Raw genomic sequence first — 23,615 nt, 5'->3', positions numbered from 1 at the left:
CAATATAGTATTCATATATTACAAAAAAGTCAACTATAAAATAAAATTTTTATATAAAAAAACTCGACTCTATTAGAGCCGAGCTTATATTATATATTTTTTTCTTTCAATTTTTTTGCTAACACAAAACATAATAGAAACTACAACTATGCTTTCAAGATTTATTTTCATGTTATCTTATTATTCTACAACCTCTATAAAATCAAATTTAGTAACATCAAATAAACCTTTATCAGTTATTTTCAAATTTGGAATTACAGGTAATGACAAGAAAGATAAAGTCAAAAATGGATTGAAATTTATATTAGGTGCTATTTCATTTACAGCTTTATGCAATTTATTAAGGTCATTAATAACTTCTTGTGAATTTCTTCCTGTCATAAGTCCCCCAATTTCAAGTTGTATAGAAGCCAATACCTTATCATTTTTAACTACTATTATCCCTCCACCTATCTTTTGAAGTTCATTTACTGCAAAAATCATATCTTCATCAGAACATCCACTGACAATAATATTATGAGAATCATGTGCTATAGTAGTTGCTATTGCACCTTCCTTTATCCCTAGGCCATTAATAATACCTAATCCAATATTTTTGCTACCTTTATGACGTTCTATAACTGCTATTTTAATTAAATCTTTTTCTATATTAGAAATAAATTCTTCATTATAATCTAGTTCATCAATGCTTATTTTTAAATGATTGCTCTCCAGTTTATTTGGTATAATTTCAATAACATTTAATTTATTTTTATCCTTCAAATCAATTTTTAAATTTTCTTTATTTATATCTGCAATATTAATACTGTTTTCTGTATTAAATATATAATTATCTTTTCTAACTTCATTTAAAAGCTTATTATCTTTTACTACTAACTGTCCATTTTTATAAACAGAATTTATCTTAAAGCTCTCCAAATCATCTAATATTATGAAGTCAGCTATAAATCCTGGTGCAATAGCACCTTTATTTTTTAAATTATAACACTCTGCTGTATTTAATGTAGCCATTTGTATAGCCATTTCTGGTCTTAACCCATATTTAATAGCCATCTTAATTGAATTATCCACACTGCCATTTTTTATTAAATCATCTATATGTTTATCATCTGTACAAAAACAAACTCTTCTAGAATTAGCTATACTAGTAGCTTTTATTAACTCTCTAAGATTTTTTGCAACAGTTCCCTCTCTTATAAGTACATACATCCCTCTTCTTAATCTATCTATAACTTCCTCTTTATTATGGCATTCATGATCTGTTGTAATGTTAGCTGTAGTATAGGCATTAATCATAGTTTCATCAAACCCTGCTCCATGACCATCTATTACTAATCCTTTTTCTTTTGCATCCCATATTTTATTAATCATGTTTTCTTCACAATTTAATACAGCTGGATAGCTCATAACTTCAGCTAGACCTAAAACTCTATTATCGCTATATAAAGGTAATAAATCATTACTTTCTAACTTTGCCCCACTACTTTCAAAGCTAGTTGCTGGAACACATGAAGATAGCATAAAATAAAAATCCAAAGGAAGATTTTCACTTAAATTCATCATAAGCTTTATTCCTTTAATACCTAAAACATTTGCTATTTCATGAGGATCTGTAATCACTGAAGTTATTCCATGAATAAGTGCCCCTTTATAGTATTCATTTGGTGTTGTTAAAGAAGACTCTATATGGGCATGAGCATCAATAAGACCTGGACATATATATTTATTAGTACCATCTATAATTGTTTTTCCATCATAACTTCCAATTCCTACAATATAACCATTTTTTATAGCTACATCACTAGTAAATATATCGTTTTGAAATACATCTATAATTTTTATATTTTTAATAACTAAATCACATATTTCATGTTTTGCTGCTGCTCTGATGTTTTGTGTAAAGATTTCTTTGTTCATTAAAGTAATCCACCTTCTATAAATATTTAACCTTCATGGACTATAGATTCTTCATAGTCATACTATTTGCGGTAGTATGGTAGAGACGCTCAACCCATATTATTGAACTTATACGAAGGTTATTGTTACTTATTATATATTTATACTGTACCCTTGTCAAAGGTTCCATTTAATCAAACCTTATATTATATCTGTATTTACTCCAACAACATGTGCAAGTCCTATTGTAAGTGCAACACCTAATAGTTCAGCCACCTCCTGCTGCATTTGATGCTATAAAAAATAGATATGTTAAATTAGTATAATGAGGTGGGGTTTGGTGAGTAGTTTTATTATAGTCGGGGTTTTGTATTTTATAGAAATTAATTTATATATACAAGCAGTTCTACTTGGATTGATTTATAAAAAAAGTTAGGATAAATTATCCTAACTTTTTTATAATTATTTAAATTTTAAGCATTTACTTTATTTTTTATATTGTGAGTATTCCATGTAAATGACAAAAAGAATATTGCTAGAACTGAAGAAATAAGTAACATAATAAATCCTCCGTCCCAACCAAATTTATCTACTACAGAACCCATTGCCATTTCAGCTAAAACTTGTCCACCCATATATCCGAATAATCCTGTAAATCCAGCTGCTGTTCCTGCTGCTTTCTTTGGTACAAGATCTAGAGCACTTACACCAATTAGCATAACAGGCCCATATATTAATGCACCAATTGATGCTAATGCGCAGTTAATAGCAAATGGAGTTGTACTCTTCCAATATACAGCTGTTGCTATTGTAACTCCAACCATGCATATTATTCCTATTGGAGCACGTCTACCATGGAAAATACGGTCACTAATCCAACCAACTATTATAGTTCCAGGAATTGCTGCATATTCAAATAATGCAAATGCTATAGATGAATCTTCTGGATTAAAGTTTCTAACTTCTTGTAAATACGTAGGAACCCAATTTATAACTCCATATCTAACCAAATACACAAAAACGTTTGCTAAGGCTATACACCATAAGAATTTATTATTTAATACATATTTAAATAATATCTCTTTTGAACTAAGCTCTGCTTCAGCGTCTTCAACTTCTACTTCAAATTCTGGATAATCATTTTTAAATTCTTCAATTGGAGGTAATCCAACAGACTGTGGAGTATCTCTTGCAAATATCATATATCCTACTCCACCTAAAATTGCTATAATTGCTGGTAGGTAAAAAGTACCTTTCCATGTTCCAAATAGAGATACACCAACTAACACAACAGTTGCTATAAATCCGCCGCCAATATTATGTGCCGTATTCCATATAGACATCTTTACTCCACGTTCACTATCTGAAAACCAGTGAGTCATTATTCTTCCACATGGAGGCCATCCCATACCTTGGAACCATCCATTAAGTAACATTAATATAAACATAAACCCAATGTTTGTTGCATTTGGTAAAAATAAATTTGTTATTCCTGACAATATAAGACCTATTGCTAAGAAATATCTTGGGTTAGATCTATCAGATAAATTTCCCATAACAAATTTACTAATTCCATATGCCATCCCTAGAGCTGATGCGACAAACCCAATCTCAGTTTTTGTAAACCCTTGTTCAATAAAATATACCTTAGACAATGCAAAATTACTTCTTACAAAGTAATAAATAAGATATCCCACATAAATACTTATAAACATCTGTATACGATATTTTTTATAAGCTGAAGGTATCTTCTCTTCTGGTAATCTTTCAATATAAGGTGCTGGTTTTAAAAATTTTAACATATATAATTCCCCCTTTTCCACAAAAAAAGCCAAGCTGAAAACATTAGATAGTATTAGTAGTATTAATACTAATTATCTAAGTTTTCGCGCTTGACTCCTATTCTCTAAAGCACTTATACTCTTTTTTTGTCGACACTATTGATGTTCAATGTAAGTGTAGCACGTTTCTTTTCATTTCTCAACATATTTTTATTTATTAACCTTCACTATGTTTACCTCTTAATATAAGGGCTTTATTTAAAATTTAATTGATTAATCATATCATTAAATGCATATGATACTTCCTTAGCTATACGTCTAGCTTCCTGTGCCTTTTGTTTTACTTTCTTTATTTCTTTTTTAGCAGTATCTATGTCTTTTTTAGCTTTTTCTATGTCTTGTTTAGCGTTTTGTATGTCTTGTTTAGCTTTTTGCGCGTCTTTTTTAGCTTTTTCTATGCCTTGTTTAACTTTATCTGCATTTTGTTTGGCTATAATACTAGCTTTCTCCACTTCTTGTTTAGCAGAACTACTAATCTGACTATACTGAGTACCTACTTTGGCTTTTGGGCTTAAGTCAGTCGCATTTACAGTAGATGTAAATGAACCTACCCCTAGTAATGATACTATTCCTACTACTATTATTGATTTTTTCATTGTCATCACCCCTTTATTTTTTATTGAGTCTAATTAAGTATACTACAATTATATTTATATTAAAATTTTCGCCTTTTTATATAAGTATATTAATAAACAACACTACTTTAGTTTCAATTTTCCTCACTAAAATATATTAGTACTATATCATAATTATTTATTTTTTTTTTATTTCTTCTTTATTGTTTTAGTTATTCTCATAACGTTATCCTAACTTATGACTTTTATACTGCCTATACTTTTATTGAAGTATATATATCAGAAAATTCTATATCAATATTTTCTACATACTTATTATATTTAACAATTTTTTTATCAAATTCTTTTTCCTCACACATAGTTATAGGTATCTTTATTACAAATTCACTACCTTCATCTTTTTCACTATATGCAGTTATCGTACCATTGTGTAAACTAACTAATGACTTAACTATTGATAATCCTATACCACTACCTTCGCTTAACTTTGTTATTCTATTATTAACTTGCTTAAATAATAGAAATACATCATCTAGCTTATTTTCTGGTATACCAACTCCACTATCTTTTACTTTTATATATAAATCTTCTTTTTCAAAATTTAAAATAACTTCTATTTTTCCATTTTCCTTATTGTATTTAATAGCATTAGAAAGTAAATTCAGCATTATTCTATCCATTTTTTCTAAATCAAAAGCCATAATTTTTTCCTCTAAATTAGTATCAAATATTAATTCTATAGTTTCCTCATTTGCATAATACTGCACTGACTCACACATGCTTTCAATAAACTCAACTATATTATAATTTTGTGGCATATAATCTAAACAACCTGAACTAAGTCTTGTGCTATCTATTAAATTGTTTACCATTTTTAAAATTCTATATCCATTTTGCTTAATTATCTTAGTGTAAGTTCTATATTTTTCAACATTTTTTCCTTTATCTATCATATATTCAATTAATTGAATTGAACTGAAAATTAGATTTAGAGGAGTTTTAAATTCATGAGATAAGTTGGCAAAGAACTCCATTCTAAGTCTTTCAAATTCAAGCTCAGCTTCTTTTCTATGAGATATATCTCTAGATATCCCTAATACTCCGCCTACCATTTGATTTTTATCTAAAAAAGGTACCTTTATCGTTTCAAAATATCTAGTTCTTCCATCACTACATATCTGTGAATTATTTGATATTGAAGGTTGTTTTGATAATATTATCTCTTTTTCTTCCATTTCATATTTTTTTATTTTCTTAATTGGTGTATTTATACCTTTCTCTGTCTTGCCTATAATATCTTCTTTTCTTAAATTTCTACTTTCTGCAAAAACTTTATTACAGTGTCTAAATACTCCCCTACAATCCTTAAAAAATATACTATCTGGTATAGTATCGCTTATCAACTGTAACATGTTCGCATCAGTTATCTTATCATGTCTATACTCATTGTCACTTAATGCATCTGTAAAAGTTCCTACTATTCCTATTATATTACCTTTATCATCTTTCACCACATGGCTTAATCCATCATAACACCTTCTGTTATAAAACATTACAGAATCTATATACTCTTTTTCTCCATTTAATAATTGTTTATTATCATTAACAAATATATTAGCTAATTCCTCTGGAAATATTTCAAAATCAGTTTTGCCTATCATATTCTCAGGTGTTGCATTTGGATATTCTTCTAACCCCTTGTTCATATATACATATCTACCTAATGTATCTTTAAACCATAAATACATTTCCATCTTATCTAATAAAATCTGAATGCTTTTATCTATCTCTATTTTTTTAGTAAACCAAATTACATAAATATTATGGTCTATTTGAATTACATCTATTTGATAAAAAGCTCCTAATATGTCTACAAAATCTACTAATGTAATTTTCTTATTTTTATCAGTTTTTTCCATTGTTGCACATAGCTTTATATATTTTTTTATATCTAAATTATATTGATAAATTTCCCTAATTTGCTTATTACTTACCTCTATTAATTTATTATTACAGCCTAAAATACTCATACTATGTGATTTATTATTTTCAGATTTTTCTAAACTAACCCACATGCATGGTACAGGGCTCTCTAAGATTATATTTAAATACGCCTCTTTCCCTAACATAATTCCTCCTATTATCCCTACACTATATATACATTATATTATATATAATGTAAAAATGGAATTTTTTATATTAAATTGTCATAATTTTGAGAATTTCAATATTTTATATTTAACTTTATTTTTTAGTATATATTATATTGCAGATGGTTAATTTTTTTGTTGAAATTTTCAGTAGGAGTATATAAATTAAGTTAAAGAGTTAAAATAATTTTTATACTATAAAGGACTGTAGATATTTTTTTTATTTATCTACAGTCCTTATACATTTTCTAAATATCTTGTATATTCATTGCTTTATTTAGCGGCCTGTATACATTCATCCATAATTTTTTTATCCATTCCACCTACCTGAATAAGCTTCGTAGCATTTTTAACTACAGATTTATTACTACCAATATTAGCTAAAACAACTGGATAATTTTTAGCTAATGGAGATACTGTAAGTGCATCTACTAATGTATATCCCTTAGAAATATAAAATTCATTTGTATTTTTATAGAATTTTTCTATAACTAATTTATTAGTAGCAAATCTATCTATACCACCTAATCTTGTTGCATTAGTTTTTTGAACTATCTTTTCATTCATAGCAGAACTATCCCCTATAACATAACTCTCTACATTTTTAACATAACTTTCCAAACTGTTAGTAGTAAGCGGTATATTTTTACCATCTGTTAATATTATTGGAGCTGCATCACGACTTGCTACAGGCGATACACTCATAGCATCTGCTTCACCTTTGTATCCATTTACTAAAAATACCTTGTGTATAGGTTTTATTTTATTTATTTCTTTAGCCACTTCATAGCTAGTTTTAAATCTATCATCTCCACCAAGTCTTGTTACTTGTATTTTATTTGATTTTAACTCGTCTTCTATTGATTTATTTACAACATCTGCACTTCCTATAATATAAACTTTCTTTACACCTTCGAGTCTTTCCTTTGTATCCTTAGGCAGAGAATCTTTTTTAGTTAAAAGTATTGGGGCATTAGTAGCTCCTGATAATCCACTAGCACTAAGTCCATCTGCTAAAGTTTTATCTGCATTAACAAGTATAGCCGTAGTGTAGTTTTGATTATCTGCTATCATACTCGCTGTTTCATATCTATTTTCACCTGTTATTGTGTCTACCACTACATTAGACTTTTGTTGGTTTATTATGTCTATATTACCTTTAGTTATATATCCCTTCATACCCCAATTATAACTTCCTGGTATTGGGTTAATTATATTTTGAGGTGTTATTCTATCTGGATTTATCTCCGTATCTGTACCTCTATTGTCTGATATAATCACAGCCTGATCTTTAGATGCACTATATAAGCTAGTTCCTTTTTTATCTTTTACATATGATGCTTTATTAACTATTCCTAACTTATATCTATTATAGTCATCACCTTTTCCTTGAGATGATAAATAAACGTCCATCTCATTCATAAAGCTAGATGCCTTTTCTCCCCAGAAAGGATCTGATGCATATTTAACATTACAACCTATGCTCTTATTTCCTAAACTACTACCATAGTAATTAGCGCTATTCGGATTTAAATATCTATTGGTCATATAGTCTTTTGCAAATTTATTTATACATTCTTCTATATTTTTAAATCCTTTTGCATGTTGTGGATCACTATCTACAGCATCTATACCAAAAATATTATTTTTAGTTTTTGCTAATGTAGATATTCCTCTTCCAGATTCATTCATTGCAATACCTGCAATAAAAGATGCATTAACTCCATATTTATTTTGAGCTTTTATAAATATTTTTCCTGTTCCCCTTAATACACTATCTATTGGTGTTTTAGCTTCAAAATATTTGTCAATATCACTAGCCTTATATGAAACTTTGCTTCTTGCTGATAAATATTGATAATAATTATAATATGGAGAATTGCTATTTAAAGCATTATTATGATTATCTGCTTTAGCATCACTTATTAATTTATTTATATCGTTGTAATAATAATTTCCATCATAACTATAATATCTTGTCCCTTTATTCATAAAAGATGGTGCTCTTCCTATACTTCTTTTAGTTCCTATGTTTCCTTGCACGTTAGAACTTATGTAGTGAATTAATTGCCCGCCTACATTTTCATAGTAACTTAAATTAGTCGCTTGATTTATAGGTAAAAGTACTATATTAGCCCCGCTTGCATCACTTTTTTCAATCCAACCTGTAAGTCCTGATGCCTCTACCTTTACCATAGTTTCCGTTTCTTCTATAACTGGCACATCATCTATAAATCCATGATTAATGTATGTATAAGCTTGCGATTTATTAGAATCTTTATATAAGTTAGTAGTATAATTTATAGAACCCTCAGATATGCCTCCCCCTATCTTTACAATACGACCTATCGAATTTGTTGTGTATGCTACCATCCCTTTATTATTTATAACCGTTGGTATAATATTTTGTTCACTATACCCATTTTCTAAACTCTTTGCCATACTTACTGCTTCTTCTATTGTGTTAGTATCTTTTACAAATGTATATGTTCCATCTGCATGAGCAAGTGCTACCTCATAATCTGAATTAGTTTTTAATTTTAAATATTTTATATTATCTAATTCTGATAAGTCTTTTTGAACTTCTTCAGGCATATTATATATTTGACTGAATGTCTTAGGTGTAGACTTTGTGTATGTTTCATATTCTTTTGATTCATTTGCATAAGCTATCGGTACCACACTATTAATAGCCATAGCACTAACAACTATAGCTGCATATATACTTTTCTTTAGTTTCATAAAACTCCCCCATTTTATAATATATTTTTCTATATAGATTATATCATAGTTGTAAGTTTTTACCAAAATTATGCCATTTATTTTGCATCTTATTTTTTATATCTTTAATATCTATACTATTTAACTACAATTAAATACATATACATTCTATCTAAATAATTTCCCTCTATGTTATAATTAAAATAAAAAATTCGCTTCGCTTGAGCGACGTGTCGGCGAACCATTTCATGTCGCCAACGATATATCTTCGCTCCCGCTTCAGATACATCCGTTGCTCAAAATGTCATTTTTTACGTTTCCAAATATATTAGTATTACTGTCATTCAGAGGCTATTCGCAATTTTTTAATGAATATAAAATCCTTGTACGTAAAAAATTAATGGATAAAGAAATTAATCTCTATCCACTAATTTTATAATAAACATCCATTTGTTAATATTCCCAATATAAATACTTTCTACAATAGGCTATAAATATATATAGACTATTATTTTATATTTTTTACTACTTTGGAGGCATTACTGTTGCATAACCATCAAGTACAACTACCCCATCTTGATTTGTACATACAGTTTTTAATTTTATAATTTTATTTTTTATAATTTCTTCAACTACAGCTTCTGCCTTTATTGTATCTCCAAATTTAACAGGAGCCTTAAAGCTTAATTCTTGACCTAAATATATCGTTCCAGGTCCTGGTAAGTACATTCCTAGAACTGCTGATATAAGCCCAGCCGTAAGCATTCCATGAGCTATTCTTCCTTTAAACATAGTTTCCTTACTCATTTCCTCATTTATATGTGCTGGATTTAGATCTCCAGTTATACCAGCATATAAATATACATCTGTTTCTGTTATAGTTTTTTGAACTGATGCGCTATCCCCTATATTTATTTCACTTATAGTTTTTCCCTTCATTATTTAATCCCCCTAATTAGTCTCTTGTGCTTATAAATTGCGCTATTTTTGGAGCTACTTGAGTTTGAGACTTAGAACTTACATACATTCCTATATGCCCAGTTTTAAATGAAACTAGTTCTTTATCTTTAGATGATACTAAATCATTTAATCTTCTACTAGATACTGGAGGTACTAAATGGTCAAACTCAGCATATATATTTAAAATTGGCATAGTTATATTCTTCAAATCAACTTTTTTATCTCCTATTACCAATTCTCCTTTAACTAACTTATTTTCTTTATATAAATCATTTACAAATTGTCTTATAGCTTCTCCAGCTTGACCTGGACTATCGAATATCCATTGCTCCATTCTTAAAAAGTTTTCAAATTTCTCTGGATTATCTATATCATCTAATAAGTCAATATACTTATCTAAAGCTAATTGGAATGGTTTTAGTGCCATGTATCCACTATTCATAAAACTTCCTGGAATTACACCAAATGCATCTACCATACTATCTATATTTAAGTGTTTACTCCATTTAAATAATAATGCATCTGTTTCTACATCAAAGTCTATAGGAGTAACCATTGTAGTTAATGTATTTACCTTTTGAGGGTATATAGATGAGTATATAGCTGAGTAAGTACCACCCTGACATACTCCTAATAAATTTACTTTATCTACTCCTTTTTCTTTTCTTATATGATCAACACAGTTATTTATATATCCATTTATATAGTCATCCATAGTTAAGTACATATCCTCTTTAGCTGGATATCCCCAATCTACTATATATAAATCAAGTCCTTTATTTTGTAGGTTTTTTATCATACTTCTATCTTCTTGTATATCCATCATATACTGTTTATTTACTAAAGCATAAATTATTAAAGTTGGTATTTTAACTTTAGTTTCATCAGTAGGTTGATAGTGATAAAGATTCATCTTATCTTCACTATAAACAAGATCTTTTGGAGTAGTATCAAATCCTGAAACTTTAACTTCTTGTATAACATTTATTCCTTTTAATATCTTATCTTGAAATTTTAAAATTTCATCTAAATTTTTTTCATAATCTATCCCATTGAAAATCATAATTTCGTCCCCCTATTTCATTTCCTCTTTTAAATCTTCTACTTCTCTTTTTAATTTTTTAACTTCTTTCTTTAATTCATATACAGTCTTATATAAACTGTTCATATCACTTTGGTTTGGTATTGGTAACATTTCTAATTGTTTTTCTAATAAACTATCAAGACTCTTTTTAAATGACATTCCATTATCAACTACTTGTCCTTGAAGCTTTGAGTAGTGTTCCGTATTAAATAAACTTATAAATGCATTTTCATTTTTTACCCACCAATATTCATAAAATTCTTTAAAAGTCTTAGGCTGTTTATCTTCTTTTACCATACTTGTATATTCTTTTACCATTTCTTCCATCGTATCAGCAGTAACTTTATATATACTAGCATTGTATTCATTTAAAGTATTTATAAATTTATAGCATGTATCCATACTTTCAAATTGTAATTTATAATCTTCTCTATTTATTCCTAAAAGAGGTACATTTAATAATTTCCCTATAGTTTCCTCATAAGTGCTAGTCCATGATTTTGCTAATTCTAGATAGGCATTTTTATCTCCTGATGCTGATTTATTTATATATTTAAAATAATCATTGTAACTATCTATGCATAATTTATTTATTCTATCAAAATCCCCTTTATAAACTGACCATATCTCATTTTGTTTTTTATATATACTCTTAGTAGGTTCTGGTAAACAACTAATAAAATTATCTACAACCATATTAGTATAGTTTTCTTTCCATTCATTGACCAAATTTTCTACTTGATCTTCTGCACTACCAATTATCTTCTCGTTCATATCAGTCCAAAATCCATATAATCCAGTGTATATCTTAGAAACATCACCGTATTTCTCTACTAAATCCATATTATCCATCTTCGGATTAAACTTTGACCACATTCCAAAATAATCAAATTTATCATCCTTACCATCAACCTTGAAACTCTTTTGCCAATCTTCAAATATTTTCTTTTGTGAATTAGCCATATCCCCTAGAAAATCAAAATACTTTTGTTGTAAATCCATTATAAAATCCCCCTTATAAATGTTTGTAGTATCTATTTTAAAGATTTAACTACTCTGGACTTGCTTATAAATACTCTATAATATATATATATTTTTTTTTATAGCAATTATTACTTATTTTTTTATAAATTTTTAGATACTATAAAAATAAATATATTGTATACATTTATTAAAATTATAGGTTATGATATATTTTTATAATATATTATATTTTTAGGAGGTCTTTCATGGGTATAAATAAATTAAAACAACTTATCGATAAATCTAACTACATAGTATTTTTTGGAGGTGCAGGTGTGTCTACAGAGTCTAATATTCCTGATTTTAGAAGTTCATCTGGATTATTTAGTCAAAAACTTAATAAAAACTTTACACCTGAACAATTAGTTTCACATACATTCTTCACTAAATATCCAGAAGAATTTTTCAATTTTTATAAAGATAAACTTATTTATCAAGATGCCAAACCAAACAATGCTCATATAGCTTTAGCATCTCTTGAAAAATCTAAAAAGCTAAAAGCTGTTATCACTCAAAATATTGATGGACTTCACCAAATGGCTGGAAGCAAAAATGTATTTGAGCTTCACGGAGCTGTTCAAAGAAATTATTGTATTAATTGTAATAAGTTTTTTGATTTAAACTCATTCTTAGCTTTAGAAGGAATAATCCCTCATTGTGATGAGTGTGGTTCTATTGTTAAACCTGATGTTGTTCTATATGAAGAAGGATTAGATGATAATGTTGTATCACGAGCTATTAATCATATAAGAAATGCTGATTTGCTAATTATAGGTGGCACTTCTTTAGTTGTATATCCTGCTGCTAGCTTTATTAATTATTTTAGAGGAAATGATGTTGTTCTTATAAATAAAAGTTCTACATCTTATGATGATAAAGCTTCTTTAGTTATTAATGATTCTATTGGAAAAGTTTTATCTAACGTTGTAAATATGTTATAAATTATTAATATAAAGGAGGGTTTTTATGAGCTCAAAAATAAATTTAGGGATAATAGGAAGTGGATTTATAGTTGAAAGCTTCCTACAAGCATCAAAATTAATCGATGATGTAAATTTACATGCCTTTTATTCTAGAAATATAGATACTGCTACAAAATTTAAAAATGAATATAATTTCACTAAAACATATACTAATTTAGATGATATGGCAAATGATAAAGAATTAGATGCAATATACATAGCTTCTCCTAATTCAATACATCACTTACAAGCCACAAAATTTCTAAAAAATAAAAAACATGTACTATGTGAAAAAGCCTTCGCTTCTAATTCTAATGAAGTTGAAGATATGATTAAAACCGCTAAAGAAAACAATGTATTGCTTATGGAAGCTATGAGACTTACTGTACTTCCAAACTTTTTACAAATAAAAAATAATTTACATAAAATAGGTAAAATAAGAAGATACTTTGCAAGCTATTGTCAATATTCTTCTAGGTATGATAAATATAAAGAAGGAATAATATTAAATGCCTTTAAAAATGAACTTTCTAATGGATCTTTAATGGATATAGGTGTTTACTGTATAGCTCCAATGATTAATTTATTTGGTGTTCCTAAAAACATTCTTTGTAATGCGTTCATGCTCGAAAGTGGTGTTGATGCTCAAGGTAGTGCTATATTTAAATATGATGATATGGATGGAGTTATTATGTTCTCTAAAGTATCTAATTCTCATCTTCCATCTGAAATTCAAGGTGAAAATGGAAGTATTATAATAGAAAAAATAAATAATTTTAGCTCGGTTAAAATAATTTATACAGATGGTAGCACTGAAGACTTATCTTTAAGTCAATATGAAAATGATATGTACTATGAAATTAATCATTTTGTTGATTTAATAAAATCTAATAAGACCTGTTCTGATTTAAATACTTTAGAAAATTCCCTTTCTGTTATGAATGTCATGGACAATATACGTAATCAAATTGGATTATATTACCCTGCTGATAGTAATAAATAGTTTAGTATTCTTTAATCCTTCGATTATATTTCTTTAATTATACCTAAAAATACCTTATAGGATAGACTTTTTCAAGTGTCTACTCTATAGGGTATATTTTAAACAGCTTAATACAGTAGCTTTTATTATTAATCTAAATTAATTTTAATTTTATCTTTACTATTCAAATCTATATCTTTTGTCATTGGTATTGCTATTTTATATTTTTTAGAAGCATCTATTTTATCTAGTATAATGCTATAAATGCCTTCTTTTTCATCTTCTAGAACTGCTCCAATATGCCCTTCCCATATAGCAGTATCGTTCATTTTCTCATCAAATAAAACTAGCTGACTTAGGTGGTCATAGTCTCCATGTTTTTTCATGATTATTTTAGTATTTTCTTCACTTACTTTTATATCTTGAATCATTACCTTATCTTTATTATTAACTGGTATTTCATAACCTTTTAGCTCTTCTATTGATAAAAACTCTTTAGCTTTATCCATATTTAAATTGTAATATACCTTAGACAATGCATATCTACTCTTTAATTCTTCTTTTGTTGGCTTTCTTGATATAAGTACTTCTTCTCTTTCTCCACTACCTGTTGTTGTAAGTAAATTAACATAAATACCTTCTACTTCCTTATCTATAACATCCATTCCCCAATATGGAATTAGTTCTATATATTTTGAATTTGATAAGTCGCTTGATATCTCTAGCTTACTAAAAAATTTTCCTGTTTTATTATCTACACTACTTGAACCCATATCTGACCTTAATATATTTCCATTATCATCAATTACCTTAAATCTTGTACTTTGAAGTGTATAGTTTTCTATATCATCTATTCCACTAAGCATAACAGTATTTGCAAGTGGAGAAGTAACTATCTCATCTACAATAAGTTTTTGACCCTTTATATCATAGCTTTCTCCAATAATTTTTCTCTTTGAACCTTCAATTTTATTTGTTTTTAATTTGAAATTCCAATTTCCTCTAACCTCTTTTTCACCTCTGATACTACTTATTTTCAAATCTACTTTTACATCATTTTCTAAATCTAATTCTGCTATATTTGCACTAATTACAACTGCTCCAGTTCTATTATCTATTTTTCTAGCTCTATGACCAACACCATCTACATGTTTTCCATTTAAAGTTATATCTGAATCTATATTTATAAAATCTGCTGAATTTTTACCTTTATATCCTTTAAGTGCATCACTTTCAATTACAAGTCCAAACATACACATATTTTCATCTATAATGACATCATTTAAGGTAACTGTAGCCTTCTTATTTTGCGATACAAGTTCTACCCCTTGAGAATATTTCAAATATTTATCTGTCGGAACTCCAAAATTACTACTATCAAATCCTTCTATTACCTTGCCTATTATAGGTATTGCTCTAATTATATCTGTATTTACAACACCTATCCCTAATGTTCCTATAATTAATATACTTGAAACCTTAGCTAAAGTACCCATTTTATTTTTCCTTTTTATAAATTGTTTTTCTTGTCTTCCTCTTTCTATTCCTTTTAATATATTGTCATCTAATTTATCTGATATTTCTATGCTATCTCTTATATCTTTTTTATTCATCTTAGAAATTCTCCTTTCCTATAGAGACTCTTAAACTTGATAAACCTCTATTTAAATATGTTTTAGCTGTTCCTATTGGAATTTCTAAAATCTGTGATATTTGTTTTATAGTTAAATCATCAAAATATTTTAGAACTATTACATCTTTATATTTTTTATCCAACTTATCAATCTCATTTAATATGTCCATTTTTTCTTCTCTATGTTCTAAAGTAACGCAGTCCTTCGCTATTGATTCTTGCTCTAGATATATAATGTTTTTATTTTTATTCAAAGTACTTATAGATATATTTATAAGTATTCTAGTTAACCAAGTATTAAAATATTTAGGCTTTTTTAATGTATCTATTGATATGTAAGCCTTATATACAGTTTCTTGAACTATATCTAAAGCATCTTGTTCATTTTTTACATATGCATATGCTATCTTATATAATTTTTCTTTTTGTTGCTCTATTAGCTCTATAAATGCTTTTTCATCACCATTTATGGCTCTTTTGACTTTCAATTCTTTTAACATTTGTATTTAATTATTCCTTTCAATTGTGTCTCGGTAATTACCTTACACTAATTAGACAATTATATCTTATAAACGGTTTCAACTTTATTATATTTTAAAAACGTATATATCTTATACGAGTAATCCTTATTTTTCAATCTTAATAATATATTAAATATTTCATTTTTATTAAATATAAATTGGTACTATTTTAGTTCACAAATTATATACAGTTTTTTAATAAACCTAACATACTGATAGTATAATGTTTCGTTGACATTTAGTTATTTATTTTTTTACAAAATAAAAAAGCATAGGGTTGCACACAAACCCATGGAGGGAATGATCTCTATGCTCAACAAGAATTATGAAACCTTAATAACTATCTATATTGAATATAAGGTTGTTACTATTAATTCTGGCCTATTAAATATTCTAAATGGAAATAGACTATTTCCTAAGCCTCTGCTAACAATCATTTTTGTATTATCTTTTTCATAAATTCCACTAGTGTATTTTGGTAAAAACCCTTGATTTGGTGAACAGAGTCCACCAATAAAAGGTAGTCTAATTTGACCTCCATGAGCATGACCTGTAAAAACTAGGTCTATGTTTTGCTTTGCATAAATATCTATAAGGTCTGGTCTATGAGATAATAAAATTGTTAAATTCTTCTTACTTTCATGTTTAAGATTGCTCAATATAGATGAAAATTCTTTTTTTCTATTCTTTGAATTCATAAAAGAAATGTCTTCCATTCCTAACAATGTTAGTTCTTGATTATTTATTTTTATATTTTCACTATCATTACTTAAAATCTTTATGCCTTCTTTTGATAGCATCTTTTCAAGTTTATCATATTCATCAATTCTACTTTCATGATTACCTGGTACGTAATATATTGGAGCTATTTTAACTGCTTGACTCATATAATTAACTGCTATATCTATATTTGTTCTTCTACTATCTATTAGATCTCCGGTAACAACTATAATATCAGGATTTATTTTTTTAGTTAGTTCAACTAGTTTATTTTGATTTTTCCCAAATTCCTTATTGTGAAGATCTGAAACTTGCAATATTTTATAATCATTAAAATTATCAGGTACTTTACTATTTGTGAAATCTATATTTGTGATACTAATATCATTGTTTTGCCAATAACAAAACACTGCTACTGTAGTTAGTATTGTAGCAATTATTATGCCCTTCTTTATTTTCATAATCTCTGCCCCTTCTCTATGTTGTTATTTGAATTATATCTATAAGCTACTTTTATTTCAATTTAGCTATATATACTTATTAAAAACTAACGCACTCTATAAAAAAATAGGAGCATATTCTCCTACCTTATTCTTCGCAATTTAATAATATTATGAATCATTTTTCAGTATCGTTAAACTAATCTTAAATAATCCTTAGATATTAATAATTACTTATATACTCATGAAAATATGTCCTCAAATTGTACTCTAAATCGTGACTATAATTAGACCATATCATACCAAATAATATCGCTAGTATCAGGAATATATCAACTAGCACAGGGTTATTCCTTTTGTCTTTAAAATTAACTTGAGTAAATGCAAGTACAAACATAAAAATCATAGCTATAATAGAATAATCTTTAAGTATATTCATATATGTAAGAATCTTACTATCTCTTATATACTTGTCCATATACTCAGCATTTTCTTTACTTACCTCTGCTCTTTGATAAAAATCATTCTTTCCTTTTACTTCAACTATTTTCTTTCCACCTTCAGCATAAGTTAAACTGTATTCATATTTATTTGACTTTATGTAATCAGTATCCATCTTAACATTGCTAAAGTAAGTGTAGCTATATCCTATGAATAATATAAGTACAGTGGCTGTTAATATCTTATTGTTAACTAACTTTCTCTTTCTAACAATCTCTTCTCCGTTTATAGATTTTATATATTTACGACTCAGATCCTCAACATATATTTTCAAAACTTCAATAACTAGCATTATCTCAACGCCTATAAATCCATAGGCGTTAGTTGCTAAGATAATCAATATCCTAATAACTAAATATACATCTAAAAAAGGTACTATTCTTTTAATACCTTGATAATATTTTTCTTTGTCTATATAGACTATATTATCCTTAACCGTATCATCATATTTATCTGCATTACCTAAATACTTATGAATAAAGTACATTATTCCAAGGATAACAGCTATATCCATAGCCTTATTTATAAATATACTTACTATTGCAGCAACTATTATCCCTCTTATAATTCTCTGTTTGTCTTTTTCGTCTAACTTCATTTTTATCTCCCCTAAGCCAATATTTATAGTGATTTTTCTAAGTCATGACCTATTAATTCTATGATTGTTTATTAATAGCCCTCATTTTTTATTTATTCGTAATTTATAACAATTGTTAACTATAGTTAAATTATAACAGTAGCATTAAAATAATTGAATTATATGTGTTATGTTACGTTTTTTATTTTCATATTTCTTAAAATCACTTTAGTTAACAAGTTTTCTACAGATTTTAAACTATTATAATTTCCTTGTAATTAAAAAATCAAAAGATATATATCCATTTTATATGAATATATATCTTTTGATTTTTTTACTAGCAAATAATGTGAGAAAAACTACTGATTTTTTTAGCCGCCTCTATATTTTCAGGTCTTTTACAGTGGGGCAATTTGTTGTTACTATGAGTTTTATGATGTTCTATACATTCCTTACATTTTCCATTTCTTACACATTTTGTGTTTTTACAACTACATACAGTTGTTCCATTTTCTAACATAATATCTCTCCCAATAAATTATTTAGCTTTTATAAAAAAATTACTCAAACTCTTTAAGTATTTTAGTTACCTTATCTCTTTTGGCAATCCTATATTCATATTAACATAACCAAAGCTATTTTAAGTAAAATATTTCACAATTGCTATATCATATATTCTACCTAAATCTAATATGGATATAAATTTATGAAGTATTCAATTCTAAGAATACCTATCTATCCTCTAAATCATTAACTTTATTTTCGAGATTAGAAATTCTATTCTGTATCGAAGTTTTATTTTTTATATACTTCTTTATAAAGCTATATATAACAATTGGAATTGCTATCGATATTGCTGTATTTAATATTTGAAAGAAAAGCTCATATGTAACAGACATAAAGTTACCTCCTCATTTTTTAATAATATAACTATAGTATGCAATCTATAACAATTGGCACTAAATCATATTTAAATTATACTATTATTTTCCATAAAGATTATAGTGTAATTTTTTTATTAAATTAAGTTAAACATTGCTACTACAGAAGCAAGAATATTAGCACAACTATGTAATAACCAACTTGATATAATAGAACCTTCTGATAACTTTTCATTAATCCATCCCATTAACCATCCAGCCACACCAGTAAATACAATAATGATTATTGTACCTATTATACCTATCATTGATATAAACATAACTCCATGCATTAGTCCAAATAATAACCCTTGAATAGCATTTCCAAAAGTATACCCAAATTTATTGATAAGTCTTTTTCCTAGAAAACCTCTGAAAAAAATCTCTTCGGAAAGTCCTGTTTGAATAATAGAATAAATTAATGCAGGAATTAATGCAGAACTACCTTGTCCAGAAAATTGTGAAATTGCCATATTAGATGTATCTACAAACATTGGAATAACAATGAATCCTGGTATAGATAAAAAAAGTATTGTCAACAAAAAACTTAATATATATTTTTTCTTATCGTTTATTATTGGTTTTTTAAACCCCAGCCATCTAAAAAAACTTGATTGTTTTTTACCACTTATAGACCACCAAATAAATGGAATAATTGAAAATAAAATGACTTGCAAAAATGAGCTTACTGCTAAATTAATAATTTGCATTTTCTCCCCCCTTATATTTTCTCTTTGAGTTATATTGAATATTGTAGTTGCATATTCAATCATAATATATAATAATTAACTCCTTGCTTAACTATAGAATTAGTGAATAAATAAATCTATGTCAAAGTAGATTTAATTCTTTTGCATTAAATACATTCAACTTATCACAATTATATCTAACATAGCAAAATTTAATATAATCTATTGTGCTAATTAAAATCTATTTACTAATACGGAAAATCTAACAGTAAAATTAACATATTCTATTTGAAATTTCAATAGATTGTGCGTAACTGGTCGTTAACTATGCCAAACTGGTCAATTTTTAAGAGAAATCATCATATTATACCTGGATTTATTTTAATATCTATATTCTAATTTATTTCACATTTGATTTTTTCTATTTCTTACTCAATAAGTTTTGTTATCTCTTATATAAGTTCTAATTGAATCTGTTTGATATAGAACTTATATAAGCCTACCTATTACCTTCGGATATATAGTGTATGGAACAACAAAGTAAAGCCCTCATTGTAGAGGGCTTTGCTTTATTATTCTTAATATGTGTTAAGTATTTTTTCTTTATCATCTTTAGCACTATTTTTAAGTAATAATGAACCTATTCTTAAAAGTATTGCACTTAAAACAATAAGTATTGCAAATCTTCCAATATCAAAATTAGGACTATATATATTTACATACTCTACCACATTTGCTATATTACTTTTTGGATAATGCATCATCAAAACTGCTAAGCCATTGTTTATAAAATGTATAAGCATTGCAACAAATATAGATCCAGTTTTATAAACAACATAAGCTAAAATTACTCCTAGTATACCCGTTGGTATTATTCTTATGAAATCTATATGCATAAATCCAAATAGTATTGCACTTCCTATTATAGCCATATTTGCGTTTTTCTTGCTTTTAAAAGATGTAAATATGAATCCTCTAAATAGCATTTCCTCACATATAGCTGGCATAAGAGCTATAACTAATAAGTTAATTAAAAACTTATCTTCATATAATGCATGATTTAAATTTTCTAACACTTCCATATTTTGTGGGAACATATTAAGCAGTGTTTGACTACTTATACTAACTAAAATATATCCACCAATCCAAAGTACTACAGCTCCTATAAGGTGTCTTACTTTAGGCATTTTTATATTGAATACTTTTTTGAAATCTACTTTTATATAATATGCAAGTAACAGTGGTAATCCTATTATCATAACTTGAGTAAGTGCAATTCCACCCATTCCAAATTTAAGCTGAATAGTAGAACCAACATATATAAGAAGTACTACACTTAGTGCGTATAAAATTATACCATCACTTACACTTGGCATACTTCCTTTTTTCATATCGCATCTTTTTTCTAAGAATGAAAAACTTGCACTACTTCCAAATAATATATCTTCTGAATTAAACATCTTAGATAAAAGTACTACTGATAAAATTACAAATACAAAATTTGATATTAAAACTAATGAAATTAATTCTAAATCACTATTAAAAGATAGCACACTTTTTATAAGTAAAGATATATTTACTACAGGTATTGTTGCTGTAAACTTATCTAACACTACATTTGGAACCATTGAAACATAAGATGGCATCATAACAAATAGCGTTATTGGCGTCATATAGTTTTGCGCATCCTTAAAACTTTTTGCTAATGAACACACGCACATACTTATTGCCGATACTACCATTGCAAATAAACATACACATATCACAGTTATTATAAGTGGGAATATCAACTTATTAAAATCAAAACTTGCTATTCCTAACTCACTAGTACTAAGTCCCGCACTTGTAACTAAATAAACTAGGGTAAATAGTATTGAAATCACGTTGAAAATTGCAGTTACAATAGCACTAAAGGATACCGCCATATATTTCCCCATAACAAGTTCTAGATTTGATATAGGAAGAGTTAATAAAGTTTCTAAAGTCCCTCTTTCTTTTTCACCAGCCATAACATCTATTGCAGGATATATAGCACCCATTAAAATACCTGTTATTAATATAAATGGAAGTATTTGACCTAACATATGACCCGCTATTTCTTCATTTTTAGCAATATCTATAGTTTTATAGGTTATTGGTTGTAGGGTTTCTTTTATATCTAACCCTTTTGATATTAAGTTTTTATCTATTTTTTCTTGTTTATAATCATTTAAAATTTGCTCTATTCTATCTATTGCAGTACTATAATCTGAAATTGATGAATTTGAATATATATTATACTTTTTATTACCTTCTTTTGCTTCTATATATGCAACTATAGTTTCATCCTCTATTGCTTTTTTATAATTTTTAACTTCTACTATTTTCAGCTTTCCAGTTTTTTCATTTTCTTTGCCTTCATTAATCATTGATATTAACTGTGAATCTACGTTTCCTTTAATTGCTATTGGCATTTCTTTTGTTTCCATACTATTTGCAGACATCATCATAACTTGAGTAAATAAAATCATCATAACTGGGTATAAAATAACAGGAAGAACTATCATCATAAATAATGTCTTTTTATCTCTTAGTATATCTAACATCTCTTTTTTAAAGATACTTTTAACTATTTTAGTTCTCATATAATCCTCCTATCTCACTTGCAAGTTTTATAAAAGCATCCCTTAAATTTGTAGTTTGTGTTTGCTCTTTTAAACTATTTGAAGTTCCATTTGCTATTATCCTGCCTTGATGTATCATTAGTATCTTGTCACATAGGGTTTCAGCTTCTTCCATGTAATGAGTTGAGTAAAGAACTGTTTTTCCATTTTTCTTTTCATTTCTCATAAATTCTATTATTGATTGGCTACTGATTACGTCTAATCCTAGGGTTGGTTCATCAAAGATGTATACTTTAGGTGAGTGTATAAGACATCTAGCTATAGAAGTACGCTGTGTTTGGCCTGTTGATAAGTTTTCTATACGATTATCTATAAAGTTTTCCATATCCATTACTTTAATTACTTCTTCGATACTTTTTTCTATTTTATCTTCTGGCATTTCATATAAATTACCGAATGTGGTTAAAAGCTCTCTTGGAGAAATTCTTCCATATAACTTAGTATTTCCCGATAAATATCCTATCTCACATTTAGCAGTATTTTTATCGATATTATAATCATGCCCTGCAATTTTAATACTACCGCTACTTGGAGTTAGTATTCCTGCTAACATTCTAAGTAAAGTCGTTTTTCCTGCTCCATTTGGTCCTAAAATGCCTAATATCTCTCCCTCTTTTACTGAAAATGAAATATTATCAACTGCTAGAAATTCTTCTTTTTTAGTTTTTAATCTTTTCAGTTTTGACTTATTTTTATCCTTTACTACACGGGTAAAGCTTTTACATAAACTATCTACTTCTATCATATATATCCCCTT

19 protein-coding genes and 1 riboswitch are annotated in these 23,615 nt (G+C 27.3%); of the genes, 2 read left to right on the top strand and 17 right to left on the bottom strand.

Annotation, left to right across the window (positions count from 1 at the left end; all coding sequences use genetic code 11):
• Positions 1-180 precede the first annotated feature (180 nt).
• The 8 genes from ade to AC11VW_RS11730 all read right to left on the bottom strand — a co-directional run bounded on the left by ade (position 181) and on the right by AC11VW_RS11730 (position 12,229).
• Positions 181-1,917 (bottom strand): adenine deaminase, encoded by a 1,737-nt coding sequence (ade, locus tag AC11VW_RS11765; protein WP_484301616.1) that lies wholly within the window; start codon positions 1,915-1,917, stop codon positions 181-183.
• Between the two features lie 34 nt (positions 1,918-1,951).
• A riboswitch (purine riboswitch) is annotated at positions 1,952-2,053 on the bottom strand.
• Between the two features lie 316 nt (positions 2,054-2,369).
• Positions 2,370-3,698, bottom strand: a complete 1,329-nt coding sequence (gene pgtP, locus AC11VW_RS11760) for a phosphoglycerate transporter protein PgtP (RefSeq protein WP_484301615.1) — start codon at positions 3,696-3,698, stop codon at positions 2,370-2,372.
• A gap of 233 nt (positions 3,699-3,931) precedes the next feature.
• Positions 3,932-4,333 (bottom strand): hypothetical protein, encoded by a 402-nt coding sequence (locus AC11VW_RS11755; RefSeq protein ID WP_484301614.1) that lies wholly within the window; start codon positions 4,331-4,333, stop codon positions 3,932-3,934.
• Between the two features lie 233 nt (positions 4,334-4,566).
• Positions 4,567-6,441: a sensor histidine kinase gene (locus AC11VW_RS11750; protein ID WP_484301613.1), complete on the bottom strand. Its 1,875-nt coding sequence runs from the start codon at positions 6,439-6,441 to the stop codon at positions 4,567-4,569.
• Positions 6,442-6,735: 294 nt separating this feature from the next.
• Entirely contained in the window at positions 6,736-9,204 is a 2,469-nt protein-coding gene (locus AC11VW_RS11745; RefSeq protein ID WP_484301612.1) for a cell wall-binding repeat-containing protein, read from the bottom strand.
• A gap of 504 nt (positions 9,205-9,708) precedes the next feature.
• Positions 9,709-10,122, bottom strand: coding sequence for a MaoC family dehydratase (locus AC11VW_RS11740; protein ID WP_484301611.1), 414 nt, complete (start codon positions 10,120-10,122; stop codon positions 9,709-9,711).
• Between the two features lie 16 nt (positions 10,123-10,138).
• On the bottom strand, positions 10,139-11,206 hold the full coding sequence (gene phaC / locus AC11VW_RS11735) for a class III poly(R)-hydroxyalkanoic acid synthase subunit PhaC (RefSeq protein ID WP_484301610.1): 1,068 nt from the start codon (positions 11,204-11,206) through the stop codon (positions 10,139-10,141).
• A gap of 12 nt (positions 11,207-11,218) precedes the next feature.
• A complete protein-coding gene (locus tag AC11VW_RS11730; RefSeq protein ID WP_484301609.1) occupies positions 11,219-12,229 on the bottom strand; it encodes a poly(R)-hydroxyalkanoic acid synthase subunit PhaE in 1,011 nt (336 codons plus the stop codon).
• A 227-nt stretch (positions 12,230-12,456) separates the two neighbouring features.
• Here AC11VW_RS11730 and AC11VW_RS11725 point away from each other — a divergent pair, with 227 nt between their 5' ends.
• Together AC11VW_RS11725 and AC11VW_RS11720 are read left to right on the top strand one after the other, a co-directional pair.
• On the top strand, positions 12,457-13,191 hold the full coding sequence (locus AC11VW_RS11725; RefSeq protein WP_484301608.1) for an NAD-dependent protein deacylase: 735 nt from the start codon (positions 12,457-12,459) through the stop codon (positions 13,189-13,191).
• A 25-nt stretch (positions 13,192-13,216) separates the two neighbouring features.
• Positions 13,217-14,215, top strand: coding sequence for a Gfo/Idh/MocA family protein (locus AC11VW_RS11720; protein WP_484301607.1), 999 nt, complete (start codon positions 13,217-13,219; stop codon positions 14,213-14,215).
• Positions 14,216-14,343: 128 nt separating this feature from the next.
• Here AC11VW_RS11720 and AC11VW_RS11715 read toward each other — a convergent pair whose 3' ends face one another.
• The 9 genes from AC11VW_RS11715 to AC11VW_RS11675 all read right to left on the bottom strand — a co-directional run bounded on the left by AC11VW_RS11715 (position 14,344) and on the right by AC11VW_RS11675 (position 23,603).
• Positions 14,344-15,807, bottom strand: a complete 1,464-nt coding sequence (locus tag AC11VW_RS11715) for a DUF4179 domain-containing protein (protein WP_484301606.1) — start codon at positions 15,805-15,807, stop codon at positions 14,344-14,346.
• Between the two features lies 1 nt (position 15,808).
• Positions 15,809-16,327, bottom strand: a complete 519-nt coding sequence (locus AC11VW_RS11710) for a sigma-70 family RNA polymerase sigma factor (protein ID WP_484301605.1) — start codon at positions 16,325-16,327, stop codon at positions 15,809-15,811.
• A 365-nt stretch (positions 16,328-16,692) separates the two neighbouring features.
• Entirely contained in the window at positions 16,693-17,529 is an 837-nt protein-coding gene (locus AC11VW_RS11705; RefSeq protein ID WP_484301604.1) for a metallophosphoesterase, read from the bottom strand.
• Positions 17,530-17,731: 202 nt separating this feature from the next.
• Positions 17,732-18,607 carry a hypothetical protein gene (locus AC11VW_RS11700; protein WP_484301603.1) on the bottom strand — a complete coding sequence of 292 codons (876 nt, stop codon included), beginning with the start codon at positions 18,605-18,607 and terminating at the stop codon, positions 17,732-17,734.
• Positions 18,608-18,923: 316 nt separating this feature from the next.
• Positions 18,924-19,106: a hypothetical protein gene (locus AC11VW_RS11695; RefSeq protein ID WP_484301602.1), complete on the bottom strand. Its 183-nt coding sequence runs from the start codon at positions 19,104-19,106 to the stop codon at positions 18,924-18,926.
• 211 nt (positions 19,107-19,317) lie between these two features.
• Positions 19,318-19,485: a hypothetical protein gene (locus AC11VW_RS11690; protein ID WP_484301601.1), complete on the bottom strand. Its 168-nt coding sequence runs from the start codon at positions 19,483-19,485 to the stop codon at positions 19,318-19,320.
• Between the two features lie 119 nt (positions 19,486-19,604).
• Positions 19,605-20,216 (bottom strand): CPBP family intramembrane glutamic endopeptidase, encoded by a 612-nt coding sequence (locus tag AC11VW_RS11685; protein WP_484301600.1) that lies wholly within the window; start codon positions 20,214-20,216, stop codon positions 19,605-19,607.
• Between the two features lie 557 nt (positions 20,217-20,773).
• Entirely contained in the window at positions 20,774-22,819 is a 2,046-nt protein-coding gene (locus AC11VW_RS11680; protein ID WP_484301599.1) for an ABC transporter permease subunit/CPBP intramembrane protease, read from the bottom strand.
• The gene (locus tag AC11VW_RS11675) at positions 22,809-23,603 is read right to left on the bottom strand and encodes an ABC transporter ATP-binding protein (protein ID WP_484301598.1); all 795 of its coding nucleotides are present in this window, start codon (positions 23,601-23,603) and stop codon (positions 22,809-22,811) included. Before AC11VW_RS11675 ends, AC11VW_RS11680 begins: the two co-directional genes overlap by 11 nt.
• Between the last annotated feature and the right edge of the window lie 12 nt (positions 23,604-23,615).

This window comes from Romboutsia sp., from assembly GCF_056995035.1.
The sequence above is the reverse complement of the archived record's forward strand: the minus strand, read 5'-3'. Positions and strand labels throughout refer to the sequence as shown.